At 50.0% G+C, this 17,546-nt stretch carries 12 protein-coding genes, 3 rRNA genes and 1 other annotated feature; all 15 genes read right to left on the bottom strand.

From position 1 onward, the window contains the following. Positions 1-76 precede the first annotated feature (76 nt). The gene (locus HNY42_RS01855; RefSeq protein WP_131504431.1) at positions 77-481 is read right to left on the bottom strand and encodes a Mini-ribonuclease 3; all 405 of its coding nucleotides are present in this window, start codon (positions 479-481) and stop codon (positions 77-79) included. Further along, positions 478-1,875: a cysteine--tRNA ligase gene (gene cysS, locus HNY42_RS01850; RefSeq protein WP_131973666.1), complete on the bottom strand. Its 1,398-nt coding sequence runs from the start codon at positions 1,873-1,875 to the stop codon at positions 478-480. Before cysS ends, HNY42_RS01855 begins: the two co-directional genes overlap by 4 nt. After that, the gene (gene cysE, locus HNY42_RS01845; protein WP_034769411.1) at positions 1,829-2,512 is read right to left on the bottom strand and encodes a serine O-acetyltransferase; all 684 of its coding nucleotides are present in this window, start codon (positions 2,510-2,512) and stop codon (positions 1,829-1,831) included. The genes cysS and cysE overlap by 47 nt, the downstream gene beginning before the upstream one ends. Positions 2,513-2,557: 45 nt before the next feature. Next, positions 2,558-2,776, bottom strand: a binding site (T-box leader). Next, complete coding sequence (gltX, locus tag HNY42_RS01840) at positions 2,777-4,222, bottom strand: glutamate--tRNA ligase (protein ID WP_188004983.1); 1,446 nt, start codon at positions 4,220-4,222, stop codon at positions 2,777-2,779. It abuts the feature before it with no gap. A gap of 45 nt (positions 4,223-4,267) precedes the next feature. Beyond that, positions 4,268-4,750 carry a 2-C-methyl-D-erythritol 2,4-cyclodiphosphate synthase gene (gene ispF / locus HNY42_RS01835; RefSeq protein ID WP_188004982.1) on the bottom strand — a complete coding sequence of 161 codons (483 nt, stop codon included), beginning with the start codon at positions 4,748-4,750 and terminating at the stop codon, positions 4,268-4,270. Between the two features lie 2 nt (positions 4,751-4,752). Further along, entirely contained in the window at positions 4,753-5,436 is a 684-nt protein-coding gene (gene ispD / locus HNY42_RS01830; RefSeq protein ID WP_131973667.1) for a 2-C-methyl-D-erythritol 4-phosphate cytidylyltransferase, read from the bottom strand. Between the two features lie 58 nt (positions 5,437-5,494). Beyond that, the gene (locus HNY42_RS01825) at positions 5,495-6,583 is read right to left on the bottom strand and encodes a PIN/TRAM domain-containing protein (protein ID WP_188004981.1); all 1,089 of its coding nucleotides are present in this window, start codon (positions 6,581-6,583) and stop codon (positions 5,495-5,497) included. Between the two features lie 131 nt (positions 6,584-6,714). Beyond that, positions 6,715-8,091, bottom strand: a complete 1,377-nt coding sequence (gene radA / locus HNY42_RS01820; RefSeq protein WP_255508409.1) for a DNA repair protein RadA — start codon at positions 8,089-8,091, stop codon at positions 6,715-6,717. 79 nt (positions 8,092-8,170) lie between these two features. After that, positions 8,171-10,618, bottom strand: a complete 2,448-nt coding sequence (clpC, locus tag HNY42_RS01815) for an ATP-dependent protease ATP-binding subunit ClpC (protein WP_131504426.1) — start codon at positions 10,616-10,618, stop codon at positions 8,171-8,173. Beyond that, on the bottom strand, positions 10,618-11,691 hold the full coding sequence (locus HNY42_RS01810; RefSeq protein WP_188004980.1) for a protein arginine kinase: 1,074 nt from the start codon (positions 11,689-11,691) through the stop codon (positions 10,618-10,620). The genes clpC and HNY42_RS01810 overlap by 1 nt, the downstream gene beginning before the upstream one ends. After that, on the bottom strand, positions 11,684-12,112 hold the full coding sequence (locus tag HNY42_RS01805) for a hypothetical protein (RefSeq protein WP_114597353.1): 429 nt from the start codon (positions 12,110-12,112) through the stop codon (positions 11,684-11,686). The genes HNY42_RS01810 and HNY42_RS01805 overlap by 8 nt, the downstream gene beginning before the upstream one ends. Positions 12,113-12,128: 16 nt before the next feature. Further along, positions 12,129-12,584 carry a CtsR family transcriptional regulator gene (locus HNY42_RS01800; protein ID WP_114597352.1) on the bottom strand — a complete coding sequence of 152 codons (456 nt, stop codon included), beginning with the start codon at positions 12,582-12,584 and terminating at the stop codon, positions 12,129-12,131. Between the two features lie 139 nt (positions 12,585-12,723). After that, positions 12,724-12,839 (bottom strand): 5S ribosomal RNA (gene rrf, locus HNY42_RS01795). A gap of 48 nt (positions 12,840-12,887) precedes the next feature. Beyond that, positions 12,888-15,802, bottom strand: a 23S ribosomal RNA gene (locus HNY42_RS01790). Positions 15,803-15,967: 165 nt separating this feature from the next. After that, a 16S ribosomal RNA gene (locus tag HNY42_RS01785) occupies positions 15,968-17,529 on the bottom strand. Together the 16S, 23S and 5S rRNA genes form the textbook arrangement of a ribosomal RNA operon. Positions 17,530-17,546 lie beyond the last annotated feature (17 nt).

Here is a 17,546-nt window from a genome sequence, read left to right as displayed (position 1 = left end):
TTTGGGCTCAACTTTCTTCTGTTTCGTTTTTTCGCCATGCGGCTTGTCTTTTTGTTTACGCGCCGATTGGAACGATTTATTTTCCGTCCGTTGCTTCGGCTTCGAGTAATTCGAGCGCTTGTCCGATGAGTTCTTCAAGACGATCCCCTCCTTCTGCAAGATAGACATATCCGAGCAATGCCTCAAACGCCGTTGCGTACCGGTACGTATGGACGTCCGTACTTTTCGGAACGGAACCTGATTTAGCGTTCTTCCCGCGCCGGACGACAGCCTGCTCTTCTTCTGTCAACGTATTTTCATTTAACCAGTGTGTCACGACGAAGGCTTGCGCCTGAGCACGGACATAGCGGATGGCCGCTTGATGCAGTTCACCCGGTTTGACATATCCTTTTTCAAGCAACCGTTCCCGGACATGCATTTCATAGACAACATCGCCCATGTAGGCGAGTGCCAGCGCATTTAATTGTTTGTAGTTCTTCATCCGCGCTTCCACCGCATCCCTTGCGCTGTATCCTCAAGCAGGATGCCTTGGTCACGCAGTTGATCACGGATCGCGTCCGCACGGGCGAAGTCCCGTTCTTTCCGTGCCGTATCCCGATCACGAATCAGCTGTTCGACTTCTTCATCGAGTAACCCTTTTTCGATTGTCAACGTGACTCCGAGGACTGTCGATAGTTCATCAAAGACTGCCAGGAATCGTTCCAGCACTTCTGTTGCGACCTGGTCTTCCCCAAGATAGAGGTTGGCTTCCTTCGACAGATCAAACAAATCGGTCACAGCGTTCGCTGTATTGAAATCATCATCCATCGATGTGATGAAATGCTGTTTGATTTCTTCGATCCGGTTCAGCCATTTGTCCGTTGCCGTTCCAAGATTAGCCGTCATCGTCAAACGGTGTTCGACGTTTGCGACCGATTCACGGATCCGTGCCAACCCGTTTGCTGCCTGATCGATCAGATCACGGCTGTAGTTGATCGGATGACGGTACTGGACTGACAGCATGAAGAAACGTAAGACCATCGGATCGACGGCTTGAATCGCTTCGTGGACCGTCAGGAAGTTGCCCAGTGATTTTGACATCTTTTCATTTTCGATGTTAAGGAACCCGTTATGCATCCAGTAGTTTGCAAACTTCTGTGAGTTGCACGCTTCCGATTGGGCAATCTCATTTTCATGGTGCGGGAATTTAAGGTCTTGTCCGCCTGCATGAATATCAATCGTATCCCCGAGATACTTTTTCGCCATCGCTGAGCACTCGATGTGCCAGCCGGGACGGCCTTCTCCCCATGGACTCGTCCATGCCGGTTCACCCGGTTTCGCTGCTTTCCATAGGACGAAATCGAGCGGATCTTCTTTTTTCTCGCCGACTTCGATCCGCGCACCCGAGCGGAGTTCATCAATCGACTGTTGACTTAGCTGACCGTAATCTTTAAAGCTGCGTGTCCGGAAGTAGACATCTCCGCTTGACGCATAGGCATTCCCTTTTTCGACGAGCACTTCGATGAAAGCGATGATATCGTCCATCGTTTCCGTGACGAGCGGATGAATATCCGCTTTTTGGACATTCAACGCACCTGTATCCGCGTGATAGGCTTCGATGAATCGTTTCGTCAGTGCATGGTAATCTTCTCCGAGCTCATTCGCTGTCCGGATGATTTTATCGTCGACATCCGTGAAGTTCGAGACATATTTAACGTCATAGCCCCGGTACGTAAAGTAGCGGCGGACCGTATCAAAGACGATGGCCGGACGGGCATTCCCGATATGGATGTAGTTATAGACGGTTGGTCCACAAACATACATCTTGACCTTTCCTTCTTCGAGCGGTTTAAACGGTTCCTTTTTTCCGGTCATGCTGTTGTAAAGTTGTATCATGGCGGTGTCCTCCTTTTATTCGTTCAATCTCACGTTTTAATTGTTCAAGTTCCAGTTCAACCCGTTCCTGGCATTCACGAACCGGATCGGGTAATTGATGATCAAGCGGTGCATCGACTTTTATTCCGTCTTGTATCACGACACGTCCGGGAATTCCGACAACTGTCGCATTTGACGGTACATTTTTTAGAACAACGGAGCTTGCGCCAATCTTCGATGAATCACCAATCGTGATATCACCGAGTACGCGTGCTCCGGCTGATACGAGGACACCATTTCCGAGTGTCGGATGCCGTTTGCCCGTTTCTTTCCCTGTTCCCCCCAGTGTCACACCTTGGAACAGGGTGACATCGTCGCCGATAATCGCCGTTTCCCCAATGACGACTCCCATACCATGGTCGATGAAGAGACGCCGGCCGATTGTCGCACCGGGATGAATCTCAATTCCCGTCAGGAACCGGCTGAATTGCGACAACAGCCGTGCGGCAAGATGCAAATTCATCTTCCACATACGATGAGCCAACCGGTGCATCCAGACGGCATGTAATCCCGGATAGGTCAAGACGACTTCCATCGTACTCCGGGCTGCCGGATCCTGTTTAAATACATTGCGGATATCTTCACGCATCCGTGTCATGTTCGTTCTCCTCTCCATAAGAAAAAGCGCCCCCGTGCATCGCTGCACAGAGACGCCAATCAGCGCGGTCCCACTCTGTTTGGATGAACTGAATCATCCCTCTCCGGTCCGTTAACGCCGGAGATACGTCTACGCCTACTCTCACTGATTTCGGGCAGCACTCAGAGGGGCATTTCGAAAGCGCATCCGTTCAAGCTTTCTCACCACTCAAGCTTGTCTCTGTACAACGGACATCGTTCCTACTTTCCTCATCTACGCTTTATTTTATGCGTCCAGACGCGCAAGTACGCGGTCTTTTCCTAATAATTGAATCGTGTTCGGAAGCTCCGGTCCGTGTGTTTGTCCGGTCGTTGCGACACGGATTGGCATGAACAGATTTTTCCCTTTTTGTCCGGTTGCTTTTTGGGTTGCTTTGATTGCCCCTTTAATGGCTTCCGGTGTCCATTCTTCAAGTGTCCGCAACTGGTTCGCGAATTCACTCAAGACTGCAGGAACGGTTTCTCCTGCCAAGACAGTGTTTGCCTCTTCATCATACACCAGTTCATCCTCAAAGAACATCTCTGAAAGCTCGACGATTTCTGCGCCATGTGTCATCTGTTCCCGGTATAATCCGACCAGGTTTTGTGCCCAGACGAGCTCTCCTTCCGTCGGTTCGCTTGAAACACGTCCCGCGTCTTGCAGGAACGGCAGACTTGCTTCGAATACTTCTTCGAACGATTGGTGTTTCATGTATTGACCGTTGATCCAAGCCAGTTTTTGCTGGTCAAAGACAGCTGGACTTTTCGAAAGACGGGACGCATCGAAAATCTCGATGAACTCTTCTTTTGTGAAGATTTCCTGTTCACCGACCGGCGACCAGCCAAGTAACGTCACGAAGTTCAGTAATGCTTCCGGCAAGTAACCGAGATCTTTATACTGCTCGATGTATTGGATGATCGACTGATCACGTTTCGAGAGTTTTTTGTGTTCTTCGTTGACAATCAATGTCATGTGACCGAATGTCGGATAGTCCCAACCGAACGCATCATAAATCATCATCTGCTTCGGTGTGTTCGAAATATGGTCGTCTCCACGCAGGACGTGGCTGATTTCCATCAAGTGATCATCAACGACGACAGCAAAGTTGTACGTCGGAATCCCGTCTTTTTTAACGATGACCCAATCGCCGAAGTCTTTTGATTCGAACGAGACGTCTTCTTTGACGATATCGTTCCATGTGTAGGTGACGCTTTCCGGAACACGGATCCGAATCGACGGTGTCCGGCCTTCTGCCACAAATGCATCTTCTTGTTCTTGCGTCAGATTACGGTGTGCACCTGAATAACGGGGTGCTTCCCCACGTGCGATTTGCGCTTCCCGTTCCGCTTCGAGCTCTTCCGATGTCATGTAACAGCGGTAAGCTAGTCCTTTTTCAAGTAACTCGTCTGTGTATTTTTTGTACAGATCGAGTCGCTCCATTTGGAAGTAAGGACCATAGTCGCCGCCGCGACCCGGACCTTCATCCCAGTCGATGCCGAGCCATTCGAGGTACTTCATCTGACTTTCCACACCACCATCGATGTTTCGTTTCTGATCCGTATCCTCAATCCGTAAAATCATCTTACCGCCTGCGTGTCGTGCAAACAGGTAGTTAAACAATGCTGTTCGTGCATTTCCAATATGAAGGTGTCCCGTTGGACTTGGTGCATAACGTACACGTACTTCTGCCATTACCGATCCACTCCCTTAGTCTAAAATTCGCTTACCTAGTATACCTTATTCTTCGATTCGTTTCAGCAAAATCACAGCCTGACATGCGATTCCTTCTTCACGCCCCGTAAAACCGAGCCATTCCGTCGTCGTCGCCTTGACATTGATTTGTTCGATATCCGCTTCAAGCAGTTCCGCGATTCGCGCCCGCATCGTATCGATGTATGGACGTAACTTCGGCGCTTGCGCAATGACGGTCGCGTCTAAATTACCCAGTTCATAGCCTTGTGCTTTGACCAGTGCATACACGTGCTGCAACAATTTTGCTGAGTCAGCATCTTTAAAATCCGGATCCGTATCCGGGAAGTGTTTCCCGATATCGCCCGCCGCAATCGCACCGAGTGCTGCGTCAGCAATCGTATGTAACAGGACGTCAGCATCCGAGTGACCGAGCAACCCTTTCGTATGCGGAATCTCAATCCCGCCTAAAATCAGTTTGCGGTCCTCTGCAAAAGCATGTACATCAAATCCTTGTCCAATTCGGATCATCTTCATTTCCCCCGTTTCGTTAGAATGGCTTCTCCAAACAATAAATCGTCCGGCGTCGTCACTTTAATGTTCTCGTATTGTCCGGTGACCCAAGTCACCGTTCCTCCGTCCCATTCTATCAAACTTGCGTCATCCGTACCTAAAAATTCCGTCGCTGCCTTCGCATGAACAGTTCGAATCCGCTCTAACTCAAAGGCTTGCGGTGTTTGGGCTGCCATCAGCTGATCCCGGGGAACCGTCTCGACAATCGCGTCGCCGTCAATCCGTTTGACGGTATCTTTGATCGGCACACCTAAAATCGCAGCTCCGGTCTGTTCAGCTGCTTTGACGACCTGCTGAATCGATTCGATGGTCACGAATGGTCGGGCTCCGTCATGAATCAGGACTATACCGGGTGCTGTCACCGCTTCTAATCCACGCTTCACACTTTCCTGACGCTCGCGTCCACCCGGGACGAGACGGATCGACGTCTTGTATGGTGCCGTGATACGTTCGAACCACGATTGCTCCACCGGATTGATCGCCAAAATGATTTCAAGACAAGCCGGGTCCTGCTCAAAGACATCCAGTGTCCATTCGATGATGGACCGGTTTCGTAACGTCAGCATTAATTTGTTTCGATCCGCCCCCATCCGTTTCCCTGCTCCGGCGGCCGGAATGACAATCCGGTATGTGTGCTCTTTCATCTAGTTCCCTCTTTTCCCATAAGTAAAGACTGCCAAAAGAGATTTGGCAGTCTGCTGTTTATTTTTCCTGGGGTTTCGCGAAAATCATCCGTCCGGCAGACGTCTGCAGAACACTGGTCACGACAACACCAATCGTTTTCGAAATCAAATGTTTTCCTTCTTCAACGACGACCATCGTTCCATCCTCGAGGTAGGCAATTCCCTGTTTTTGCTCTTTTCCTTCTTTGATGACGAGGACCGTCATCTCTTCACCGGGGATGACCACTTGCTTGACGGCATTCGCCAAATCGTTGATGTTCAAGACCGGTACGTTCCGTACTTCACAGACCTTATTTAAGTTGTAGTCGTTCGTGACGACGATTCCTTTAATCAGTTCTGCCAGCTTAATCAACTTGATGTCGACTTCCGGAACATCCTCAAAGTCCCCGTCATAAATCTCGACTTCCATGCCGGGAATCGATTGCAATTCCTTCAGCACATCGAGCCCGCGACGTCCGCGGTTTCGCTTCAGTGTATCTGATGAATCCGCAATATACTGCAACTCGCCGATGACGAATTGCGGAACAATCAGTTTGCCTTCGACAAATCCTGTTTTTGCGATATCCGTAATCCGACCATCGATGATGACACTCGTATCGAGGACTTTACTGTTTGATTTTGTGACAACAACAGGCTCAGCCGCTTTTTTCTCCGTCTGATTGTTACTGTTGCGCAAGAAGACTTTCGTCAGTTCGTGACGCTTCCGGTAGCCGACCGTAAATCCGAGGTAACCGAACAGTACTGCGACTATCATGGTTAACACATTACTGAGTAAAGGAATACCGACAAGTTCAATCAGCATGCTGACAAGAAAAGCCATGACGAGACCAACCAATAAGCCGAATGTGCCGAAAAATAGATCGGCGACAGGTGCTTTCACTAACTTTTCTTCTAAAAACCGGAGAAGCCGAATCACAGAATCCGTAATGAATAATCCAATTAATAAAAATATGAGTGCACCAATCGTTCCTGTTACGTATGTGGTCATCAACCATTCCGGGAAAGCCATCTTCGTCGCCGCTTCAATCAGCTGAAACAATTGAGGAAGCAACAAGATACCAAGCGCAAGACCTAGTAACGCAAAAAAGATCCTGATGACGATTTTCAATCTTCCCACCTCCTTTTATTATTTTAAGTTCATTGTAACATGTATTTATTTGAATCACCTACGCCTTAAGATGGGGAAACTGTTTACAGGTCTGTTACACCTTCCCCATCTTTTGCCGTAGTTGAAACCGCTTAAAACGGAATCGTTTCCCGTAATGCTTCATCCACACTCTCGACTCCGATTACCGTGATACCGGGTGGATATGTCCAGCCCCCCAGATTGTTTTTCGGAATGATGGCACGGGTGAAACCAAGCTTCGCCGCTTCCGCGACCCGTTGTTCGATCCGTGAGACGCGTCTGACTTCGCCCGTCAGGCCAACTTCGCCGATGACGACATCTGTTGGTCGGGTCGGCTTATCGCGGAAACTGGATGCGACCGCGACACAAATTGCTAAATCGATGGCCGGTTCATCAAGTTTGACTCCACCTGCCGCCTTAAGATACGCATCTTGCGTCTGGAGCAACAAGCCCGACCGTTTTTCTAAAACAGCCATCAGCAAAGCGACTTTATTCTGATCAATCCCGGTCGCCATACGACGCGGGTTACCAAACGATGTCGGAGAAATCAATGCTTGCAGTTCCACAAGAACTGTCCGAGTTCCCTCCATCGAGGCGACGATGGTCGAACCGGATACACCGGATGTCCGTTCTTCGAGGAAAATCTCCGATGGATTCAAGACTTCTTCAAGACCGGATTCACGCATTTCAAAAATACCGATTTCATTCGTCGAACCGAACCGGTTTTTGACCGCCCGTAAAATCCGGAACGTGTGGTGGCGTTCTCCTTCAAAGTACAGAACGGCATCTACCATATGCTCAAGTAAACGCGGTCCGGCAATCGATCCTTGTTTGGTTACGTGACCGACGATGAAGATTGCAATACCACGACTCTTAGCGATTTTCATCAGCATCGCTGTACATTCCCGGACTTGCGTGACACTGCCCGGAGCCGACTGAATCTCATCGATATACACGGTTTGAATGGAGTCAATGATCAAAAAGCCCGGGTTTTCTTCATCGACGACCCGTTCGATCATGTTCATGTCTGTCTCACTCAAGACAAACAGGTCCTGTGTCGGTAATCCGAGGCGTTCCGCCCGCAGTTTCGTTTGTTTCAGCGATTCTTCCCCTGAAATGTACAGGACTTTTTCTCCACGCGCCGCAAGACGGGCACTGGTTTGAAGCAAGATCGTCGACTTCCCGATTCCGGGATCGCCGCCGACAAGAACCATCGAGCCCGGTACGATTCCACCACCGAGGACCCGGTCAAATTCACCGCTGCCTGTAAAGACACGGCTTTCTTCCTGTGACAAGATATTCGATAAGCGTTCCGGTTTTAATTGTTTGGTTGTCGTATGCACGAAGGCAGAACCGCGCCGTGCTTTTTTCTCTTCAACGACTTCTTCGACCATCGTGTTCCATTCGCCACAGCCGGAACAGCGTCCCATCCATTTGGGAGATTCCGTACCACAACTCTGGCAGACAAATTTCGTCTTTATTTTAGCCACGCGATTCATCCTTTCTTTTTATCAAGAAAAAAATCCAGCTTTCGCCACATACTTGCGAAAGCTGGACCCTGTTGATCAATTATTCGGTCGTTGCTGGTTCAGCCTGATGACGGCGGACGATGAATTCACCATCTTCGACATCAAGTGCCACCCGCTCACCTTTTTGAATATCACCTGCAAGCAAGGCTTCTGACAAACGATCCTCTGCTTCCCGTTGAAGAGCACGACGGATCGGACGGGCTCCGTATTCCGGATCGTATCCGATATCCGCGATTTTCGAAAGCGCGGCTGGCGTCAACTCGAAATGCACTTGTTGTTCCGCAAGACGTTTTTCAAGCGTTTTCGCCATTAATTTCACGATTTCTTCGATGTGTTTTTTCTCGAGTGAGTGGAAGACGATTGTTTCGTCAATCCGGTTCAAGAATTCAGGGCGGAAGGCTTTTTTCAGCTCATCCATGACTTTCCCCTTCATGTCTTTGTACTCGCGGTCCGTATCATCGGAGACTGCGAAACCAACGTATTTGTTACGTTTGAGTGCACTTGCTCCGACGTTTGACGTCATGACGATGATCGTATTTCGGAAGTCGACTGTCCGGCCTTTTGAATCCGTCAAGCGACCGTCGTCAAGCACTTGAAGCAAGATGTTGAAGACTTCAGGGTGTGCTTTTTCGATTTCATCAAGCAAGATGACAGAGTATGGTTTCCGGCGTACTTTTTCTGTTAACTGACCGCCTTCTTCATACCCGACGTATCCCGGAGGAGAACCGACAAGACGACTTGTCGCATGTTTCTCCATGTATTCGGACATATCGATCCGGATGATGGCATCTTCGTCACCGAACATCGCTTCCGCGACAGCCCGGGCCAGTTCCGTTTTACCGACACCGGTTGGTCCGAGGAAGATAAATGAACCAATTGGACGTTTTGGATCTTTTAAACCGGCGCGTGCACGACGGATTGCTTTGGAAATCGATTTAACGGCTTCATTTTGACCGATGACACGTCCATGAAGGATTTCTTCAAGACGCAATAAGCGGTCGGTTTCTTCTTCTGCAATCTTCGTGACCGGAACACCTGTCCAGTTGGCGACGACTTGTGCGATATCCTCTTTCGTCACTTCTAATTTTTCGTTGCCTTGCTTGTTCTGCCATTCTTCTTTCAAACGTTCCAATTCATCACGCAATTTTTGTTCTGTATCACGGAGACTGGCTGCTTTTTCGAATTCTTGACTTTGAACGGCTTCATCTTTGTCTTTACGAATACCTTCAAGCTTCGCTTCGACTTCTTTTAGGTTCGGTGGTGCTGTATAGGAGCGCAAACGAACTTTTGAAGCGGCTTCATCAATCAAGTCAATCGCTTTATCCGGTAGGAAACGATCCGAGATGTAGCGGTCCGAGAGTGTTACCGCTTCTTGGATTGCTTCATCCGTGATCGTCACCCGGTGATGTGCTTCATAACGGTCACGAAGACCAAACAAGATTTGTGTCGCTTCATCTGTTGTAGGTTCAGCCACTTGAATCGGTTGGAAACGACGTTCGAGTGCCGCATCTTTTTCGATGTATTTCCGGTACTCATCGAGTGTCGTTGCTCCGATACACTGGAGTTCACCACGGGCGAGTGACGGCTTGAGGATGTTCGAGGCATCAATTGCCCCTTCTGCTCCGCCGGCACCGATCAATGTGTGCAATTCGTCGATGAAGAGAATGATATTACCGGCCTGACGAATCTCATCCATGACTTTTTTCAAGCGGTCTTCGAACTCACCACGGTATTTTGTACCGGCGACGAGTGTTCCCATATCGAGAACCATGACGCGTTTATTCCGTAACGTCTCCGGCACTTCATTGTTAATGATTTGTTGGGCAAGACCTTCGACGACGGCTGTTTTACCAACACCCGGCTCTCCGATCAAGACCGGATTGTTTTTTGTCCGACGGCTTAAGACTTCAATGACACGTTGGATTTCTTTCGCACGGCCGATCACTGGATCAAGACGTGTTTCCCGTGCCTGTTGTGTCAAGTCGCGTGCGAGACCGTCAAGCGTCGGTGTTGCGACACCAGATCCTGCTTGCGACGCATTGGCTGTCGTTTCACTGTTACCAAGCAGTTGAAGCACCTGCTGACGGGCTTTAGAGAGGCTGATGCCAAGGTTGTTTAAGACACGTGCTGCGACGCCTTCTCCTTCACGGATCAGACCGAGTAAGAGATGCTCTGTACCGACATACGAATGACCGAGTTTACGGGCCTCATCCATCGACAGCTCGATGACTTTTTTCGCGCGTGGTGTATAGTGAATCGTCGTCGCACCGTCTTGGCCGCGACCGATTAAAGCTTCAACTTCCATTTGAATCTTATCTGAACTGAGTCCGAGTGCTGTTAAGGCTTTCGCCGCAATCCCGTCTCCTTCACGTACAAGTCCGAGTAAAATGTGTTCTGTCCCGATATTATGGTGACCAAGACGTACCGCTTCTTCTTGAGCAAGTGCGAGTACGCGTTGAGCACGTTCTGTGAATCGTCCAAACATCATTACGCAAAACCTCCTTGTGTGTGATCCCTGTTTGTCTGTTCGGTTAACATCTGACGAATGATACTCGCTCGTTCGATGTCCCGTTCTCTTGATGTTAATTGTTTCCCGAAATGCTTTTGTAGAAAACCTGTTTGTAGCGATACAAGTAAATGATGGAATAAGTTTGGCGGAAGTTCCACGGCCAAACCGAGGCTATCGGCTAACCGGACATCGGATAAACGCTCCGTTGCTTCCCGTGCCGTAATTAATCGGGCCGATTGCAAAATTCCGGATGACCGGTAAAGCCGGTCTTCTAGTTCTTCTTGATACGTCTCCAATAATCCTTTTCTTGCCGCTTGTTCTGCCTCAATTAATGCTTCAACAGCAAATTGATAATCCGTAATCAGCATATCCTCACTCGCACCAAGTGTCCGTTGATTCGATAATTGGAACATTCGACCGGAAGCATCGCTTCCTTCGCCGTAACGCCCGCGAATCGCAAAACCGAGCTGCCGCAGGTGTTTAATATACCCTTGGATTTGATTGGTCAGGACGAGTCCCGGTAAATGCAACATCACCGAGGCCCGTAGGCCTGTGCCGACGTTACTCGGACAAGTCGTCAAATAACCGAGCGTATCATCAAAAGCTATCTTGAAGCGTTCACTGATTAAACGATCGACCTGCTTTGCCACCCGAAAAGCTTCTTCTAACTGCAAACCCGGTAACAGGGTTTGAATACGAAAATGATCTTCTTCATTCACCATGACACTGATCTGTTCATCTTCACTGATAAAAAGTCCGGTTCGTGGGTGTGTCGCAAGGGCAGGACTGATCAAATGTTTTTCTACTAAAGCAGTTCGCGTTAAGGCATCAACTTGATCGACCCGCCCGAATTGAAATCCTTTTAGTCCGGATAATTGACGTTCTGTTTCGTTGATTAACGCATTTGCCTGTTCTTCTGTCATTCTTGTCGAAAAAGGATAATGGGCTACATTACGCGCTAAGCGAATTCGTGTCGAAACGACGATATCATCGTAAGGTGCCTGTTGATCCATCTTTTGACTAAGAGGTTGCGTCAATAGTTCTTCAAACATGGCGCAAATCCTCCTCCACATTTACAATCTGCTGTTTAATGAGTTCTGCTTCTTCATAGTCTTCCGATAAAATCTTACGGTTCAACTGTTCTTTGAGTCGACTCAACTGTTGTGCCAATCTTTTTTCGACCGACTCTTCTTCAGGACGTGAACCATAATGTTTCGTATGACCGTGTTGAAACTGACGAATCATCCCATCTACTTCTTCTTTGAAAAACGAATAGCATGTTGCACAACCAACTTTTCGCAAATGTAAAAGTTGTTGGCGTGTCATCCCACATGAAGGACAAGCGGTTTCTTGATAGGCTTTTGCCAGTTCTTTTACACAAACTGAACAAAGAACTTGTTCTGTTCCCTCTTGATCTTGTGGGAGTTTGACACGGACGACAGCTTCTCGTTCACCACACCGCTGACAACGCATACACATTCCTCCCGTGTCACAGTCGCTTAATGGTTTGCAGGACGGTCTGCATCAAATGAGCCCGCATCCGGCGTTGATCCTCAAGTGCCATTGGTAGACTTTCCTTTTGCAACAACGATTGAATCAAAATCGCTTCTCGCCGTGTCAACAGCTGCTCGTTTACTAAACGAATCAGATAATCTTCTGCAGCTTGTTCGGTTAAATCGTTTCCAACCCATTGGCTGACTTCATCTAACAGATCATGACTATCTAAAATGACAATCTTTTGAATGCGGATATACCCACCGCCACCACGTTTACTTTCAACAAAATAACCCTTTTCAACCGTAAAACGGGTGTTGATGACATAATTGATTTGTGAGGGTACACAATCAAAACGTTCTGCAATTTCCTGGCGTTTGATTTCAATTTTTTTCTCATCATGTAAAATCTGCTTTAAATAGGCTTCGATGATATCTGTGATGTTTTGCATGGGCACCACCTCTCTGACCATCTTTGACTATTGTTTGATTTAATAGTAATCATCTTAAAAGTGAAATGCAACCATTTAGGCTTTTCATTTGGCATACACAAAAAGACCGACCTGCAAAATGCAGATCGGTCCTTCACTTGCCTGGCAACGTCCTATCCTCACAGGGGGAAGCCCCCAACTACTTTCGGCGTTCAAGTGCTTAACTTCCGTGTTCGGCATGGGAACGGGTGTGACCACTTGGCTATCGTCACCAGACGACGGGCTCGCGCCCTCAAAACTGAAGTCATCAACAAGATCATCTGCTAGAACAAGGCCTCGACCGATTAGTATCACTCAGCTCCGCATGTCGCCATGCTTCCACCCGTGACCTATCTACCTCATCGTCTCTGAGGGGTCTTTCTTGATTACTCAAAGGGAAATCTCATCTTGGAGGGGGCTTCATGCTTAGATGCTTTCAGCATTTATCCCGTCCGCACGTAGCTACCCAGCGATGCTCCTGGCGGAACAACTGGTACACCAGCGGTGCGTCCATCCCGGTCCTCTCGTACTAAGGACAGCTCTCCTCAAATTTCCTGCGCCCACGACGGATAGGGACCGAACTGTCTCACGACGTTCTGAACCCAGCTCGCGTACCGCTTTAATGGGCGAACAGCCCAACCCTTGGGACCTACTCCAGCCCCAGGATGCGATGAGCCGACATCGAGGTGCCAAACCTCCCCGTCGATGTGGACTCTTGGGGGAGATCAGCCTGTTATCCCCAGGGTAGCTTTTATCCGTTGAGCGATGGCCCTTCCATGCGGAACCACCGGATCACTAAGCCCGACTTTCGTCCCTGCTCGACTTGTAGGTCTCGCAGTCAAGCTCCCTTCTGCCTTTGCGCTCTACGAATGATTTCCAACCATTCTGAGGGAACCTTTGGGCGCCTCCGTTACTGTTTAGGAGGCGACCGCCCCAGTCAAACTACCCGCCTGACACGGTCCTCCAGCCGGATGACGGCTGCGAGTTAGAGACTCTATGCATGAAGGGCGGTATCCCAAGGGTGACTCCTCCGAAGCTGGCGCTCCGGTCTCGACGTCTCCCGCCTATCCTGTACATCATGCACAAAGCCTCAATATCAGGCTGTAGTAAAGCTCCATGGGGTCTTTCCGTCCTGTCGCGGGTAACCTGCATCTTCACAGGTACTATGATTTCACCGGGTCTCTCGTTGAGACAGTGCCCAAATCGTTACGCCTTTCGTGCGGGTCGGAACTTACCCGACAAGGAATTTCGCTACCTTAGGACCGTTATAGTTACGGCCGCCGTTTACTGGGGCTTCGGTTCAAAGCTTCGCTTGCGCTAACCCATCCCCTTAACCTTCCAGCACCGGGCAGGCGTCAGCCCCTATACGTCATCTTGCGATTTAGCAGAGACCTGTGTTTTTGCTAAACAGTCGTTTGGGCCTATTCACTGCGGCTCTACTCATGTAGAGCGTCCCTTCTCCCGAAGTTACGGGACCATTTTGCCGAGTTCCTTAACGAGAGTTATCCCGCGCGTCTTAGAATTCTCATCCCGCCTACCTGTGTCGGTTTACGGTACTGGCACCTTCCACCTCACTAGAGGCTTTTCTTGGCAGTGTGAAATCGTGACCTTCGTCCCTACGGGACTCCGCATCGTTCCTCGACTTTGGTGCCTGACGGATTTGCCAATCAGACGGTCTCGAAACTTACACATGCACTTCCATCCGCATGCGTCACTATCCTCCTGCGTCCCCCCATTGTTCAAACGGTGGATCGGTGGTACAGGAATATCAACCTGTTATCCATCGCCTACGCCTTTCGGCCTCGGCTTAGGTCCAGACTAACCCTGAGCGGACGAGCCTTCCTCAGGAAACCTTGGGCTTTCGACGGAGGGGATTCTCACCCCTCTTTTCGCTACTCACACCGGCATTCTCACTTCCAAACGCTCCACTGCTCCTTACGGTACAGCTTCACAGCGGTTTGGAACGCTCCCCTACCATTCCTTACGGAATCCGCAGCTTCGGTGGTATGTTTAGCCCCGTTACATTTTCGGCGCGGCGCCACTCGACTAGTGAGCTATTACGCACTCTTTGAATGGTGGCTGCTTCTAAGCCAACATCCTAGCTGTCTAGGCAGCGCCACATCCTTTTCCACTTAACATACACTTTGGGACCTTAGCTGGCGGTCTGGGCTGTTTCCCTCTTGACTACGGATCTTATCACTCGCAGTCTGACTCCCGAGTATAAGTTGCCGGCATTCGGAGTTTAACTGAATTCGGTAACCCTGTGGGGGCCCCTAGTCCAATCAGTGCTCTACCTCCGGAACTCTCAACCTCGAGGCTAGCCCTAAAGCTATTTCGGGGAGAACCAGCTATCTCCAGGTTCGATTGGCATTTCACCGCTACCCACACCTCATCCCCGCACTTTTCAACGTGCGTGGGTTCGGACCTCCAGTCAGTGTTACCTGACCTTCATCCTGGACATGGGTAGATCACCTGGTTTCGGGTCTACGACAACGCACTATGGCGCCCTATTCAGACTCGCTTTCGCTACGGCTCCGCCTCATCAGCTTAACCTCGCGCGCTATCGTAACTCGCCGGTTCATTCTACAAAAGGCACGCCATCACCCATTAACGGGCTCTGACTACTTGTAGGCATACGGTTTCAGGATCTATTTCACTCCCCTTCCGGGGTGCTTTTCACCTTTCCCTCACGGTACTGGTTCACTATCGGTCACTAGGGAGTATTTAGCCTTGGGAGATGGTCCTCCCGGATTCCGACGGGGTTTCACGTGTCCCGCCGTACTCAGGATCCACTCTGGAGGGAAAACAGTTTCAGCTACAGGGCTGTCACCTTCTTCGGCCGACCTTTCCAGGTCGTTCACCTACTGTCTTCCTTTTTGACTCCGTATAGAGTGTCCTACAACCCCGGAGAGCATGCTCTCCGGTTTGGGCTGTTCCCGTTTCGCTCGCCGCTACTCAGGGAATCGCATTTGCTTTCTCTTCCTCCGGGTACTTAGATGTTTCAGTTCCCCGGGTCTGCCTCACGCTACACTATGTATTCATGTAACATGTCCCATCCCATTACGGATGGTGGGTTCCCCCATTCGGAAATCCTCGGATCAAAGCATACTTACTGCTCCCCGAAGCATATCGCTGTTCGTCGCGTCCTTCATCGGCTCCTAGTGCCAAGGCATCCACCGTACGCCCTTCATACCTTGATCTAGCATTTTGGTATTCTAAGAACACACGTCTAATGACATGGTTATAAAAATTTGATGTCTTGTTGATGTCTTCAGTTTTCAAGGTGCGAGTGTCTCTTGCGAGACTGAGAGACGAGCTCTCAAAACTGAACGATGGGCATGTCCCGTAAGGGACGTTTTCCTTAGAAAGGAGGTGATCCAGCCGCACCTTCCGATACGGCTACCTTGTTACGACTTCACCCCAATCATCTACCCCACCTTCGACGGCTGGCTCCTTGCGGTTACCTCACCGGCTTCGGGTGTTGCAAACTCTCGTGGTGTGACGGGCGGTGTGTACAAGACCCGGGAACGTATTCACCGCAGTATGCTGACCTGCGATTACTAGCGATTCCGACTTCATGCAGGCGAGTTGCAGCCTGCAATCCGAACTGGGAACGGCTTTCTGGGATTGGCTCCACCTCGCGGTCTCGCTGCCCTTTGTACCGTCCATTGTAGCACGTGTGTAGCCCAACTCATAAGGGGCATGATGATTTGACGTCATCCCCACCTTCCTCCGGTTTGTCACCGGCAGTCTCCCTAGAGTGCCCAACTGAATGCTGGCAACTAAGGATAGGGGTTGCGCTCGTTGCGGGACTTAACCCAACATCTCACGACACGAGCTGACGACAACCATGCACCACCTGTCACCCTTGTCCCCGAAGGGAAAACTTGATCTCTCAAGCGGTCAAGGGGATGTCAAGAGTTGGTAAGGTTCTTCGCGTTGCTTCGAATTAAACCACATGCTCCACCGCTTGTGCGGGTCCCCGTCAATTCCTTTGAGTTTCAGCCTTGCGGCCGTACTCCCCAGGCGGAGTGCTTAATGCGTTAGCTTCAGCACTGAGGGGCGGAAACCCCCCAACACCTAGCACTCATCGTTTACGGCGTGGACTACCAGGGTATCTAATCCTGTTTGCTCCCCACGCTTTCGCGCCTCAGCGTCAGTTACAGACCAAAGAGTCGCCTTCGCCACTGGTGTTCCTCCACATCTCTACGCATTTCACCGCTACACATGGAATTCCACTCTTCTCTTCTGTACTCAAGCCTTCCAGTTTCCAATGACCCTCCCCGGTTGAGCCGGGGGCTTTCACATCAGACTTAAAAGGCCGCCTGCGCGCGCTTTACGCCCAATAATTCCGGACAACGCTTGCCACCTACGTATTACCGCGGCTGCTGGCACGTAGTTAGCCGTGGCTTTCTCGCAAGGTACCGTCAAGGTACGAGCATTACCTCTCGTACTTGTTCTTCCCTTACAACAGAGTTTTACGATCCGAAAACCTTCATCACTCACGCGGCGTTGCTCCATCAGACTTTCGTCCATTGTGGAAGATTCCCTACTGCTGCCTCCCGTAGGAGTCTGGGCCGTGTCTCAGTCCCAGTGTGGCCGATCACCCTCTCAGGTCGGCTATGCATCGTCGCCTTGGTGGGCCATTACCCCACCAACTAGCTAATGCACCGCAAGGCCATCCCAAGGTGACGCCGGAGCGCCTTTCATCATCAGACCATGCGGTCTGAAGAACTATTCGGTATTAGCTCCGATTTCTCGGAGTTATCCCAATCCTTGGGGCAGGTTCCTTACGTGTTACTCACCCGTCCGCCGCTCATTCCCTTCACTTCCCTCCGAAGAGTTCCGTGAGCTTCCTGCGCTCGACTTGCATGTATTAGGCACGCCGCCAGCGTTCGTCCTGAGCCAGGATCAAACTCTCCATAAAGTGTTTGACTTGCTCGT

Origin of the sequence: Exiguobacterium sp. Helios, from assembly GCF_014524545.1 — a bacterium.
Lineage (GTDB): Bacteria > Bacillota > Bacilli > Exiguobacteriales > Exiguobacteriaceae > Exiguobacterium_A.
This window is presented reverse-complemented; position numbering and strand designations above follow the sequence as displayed.

Coding starts and splice junctions, on each gene's coding strand:
- HNY42_RS01855 (WP_131504431.1), bottom strand. CDS start 481: ATGAAGAACTACAAACAATTAAATGCGCTGGCACTCGCCTACATGGGC.
- cysS (WP_131973666.1), bottom strand. CDS start 1,875: ATGATACAACTTTACAACAGCATGACCGGAAAAAAGGAACCGTTTAAA.
- cysE (WP_034769411.1), bottom strand. CDS start 2,512: ATGACACGGATGCGTGAAGATATCCGCAATGTATTTAAACAGGATCCG.
- gltX (WP_188004983.1), bottom strand. CDS start 4,222: ATGGCAGAAGTACGTGTACGTTATGCACCAAGTCCAACGGGACACCTT.
- ispF (WP_188004982.1), bottom strand. CDS start 4,750: ATGATCCGAATTGGACAAGGATTTGATGTACATGCTTTTGCAGAGGAC.
- ispD (WP_131973667.1), bottom strand. CDS start 5,436: ATGAAAGAGCACACATACCGGATTGTCATTCCGGCCGCCGGAGCAGGG.
- clpC (WP_131504426.1), bottom strand. CDS start 10,618: ATGATGTTTGGACGATTCACAGAACGTGCTCAACGCGTACTCGCACTT.
- HNY42_RS01810 (WP_188004980.1), bottom strand. CDS start 11,691: ATGTTTGAAGAACTATTGACGCAACCTCTTAGTCAAAAGATGGATCAA.
- HNY42_RS01805 (WP_114597353.1), bottom strand. CDS start 12,112: ATGCGTTGTCAGCGGTGTGGTGAACGAGAAGCTGTCGTCCGTGTCAAA.
- HNY42_RS01800 (WP_114597352.1), bottom strand. CDS start 12,584: ATGCAAAACATCACAGATATCATCGAAGCCTATTTAAAGCAGATTTTA.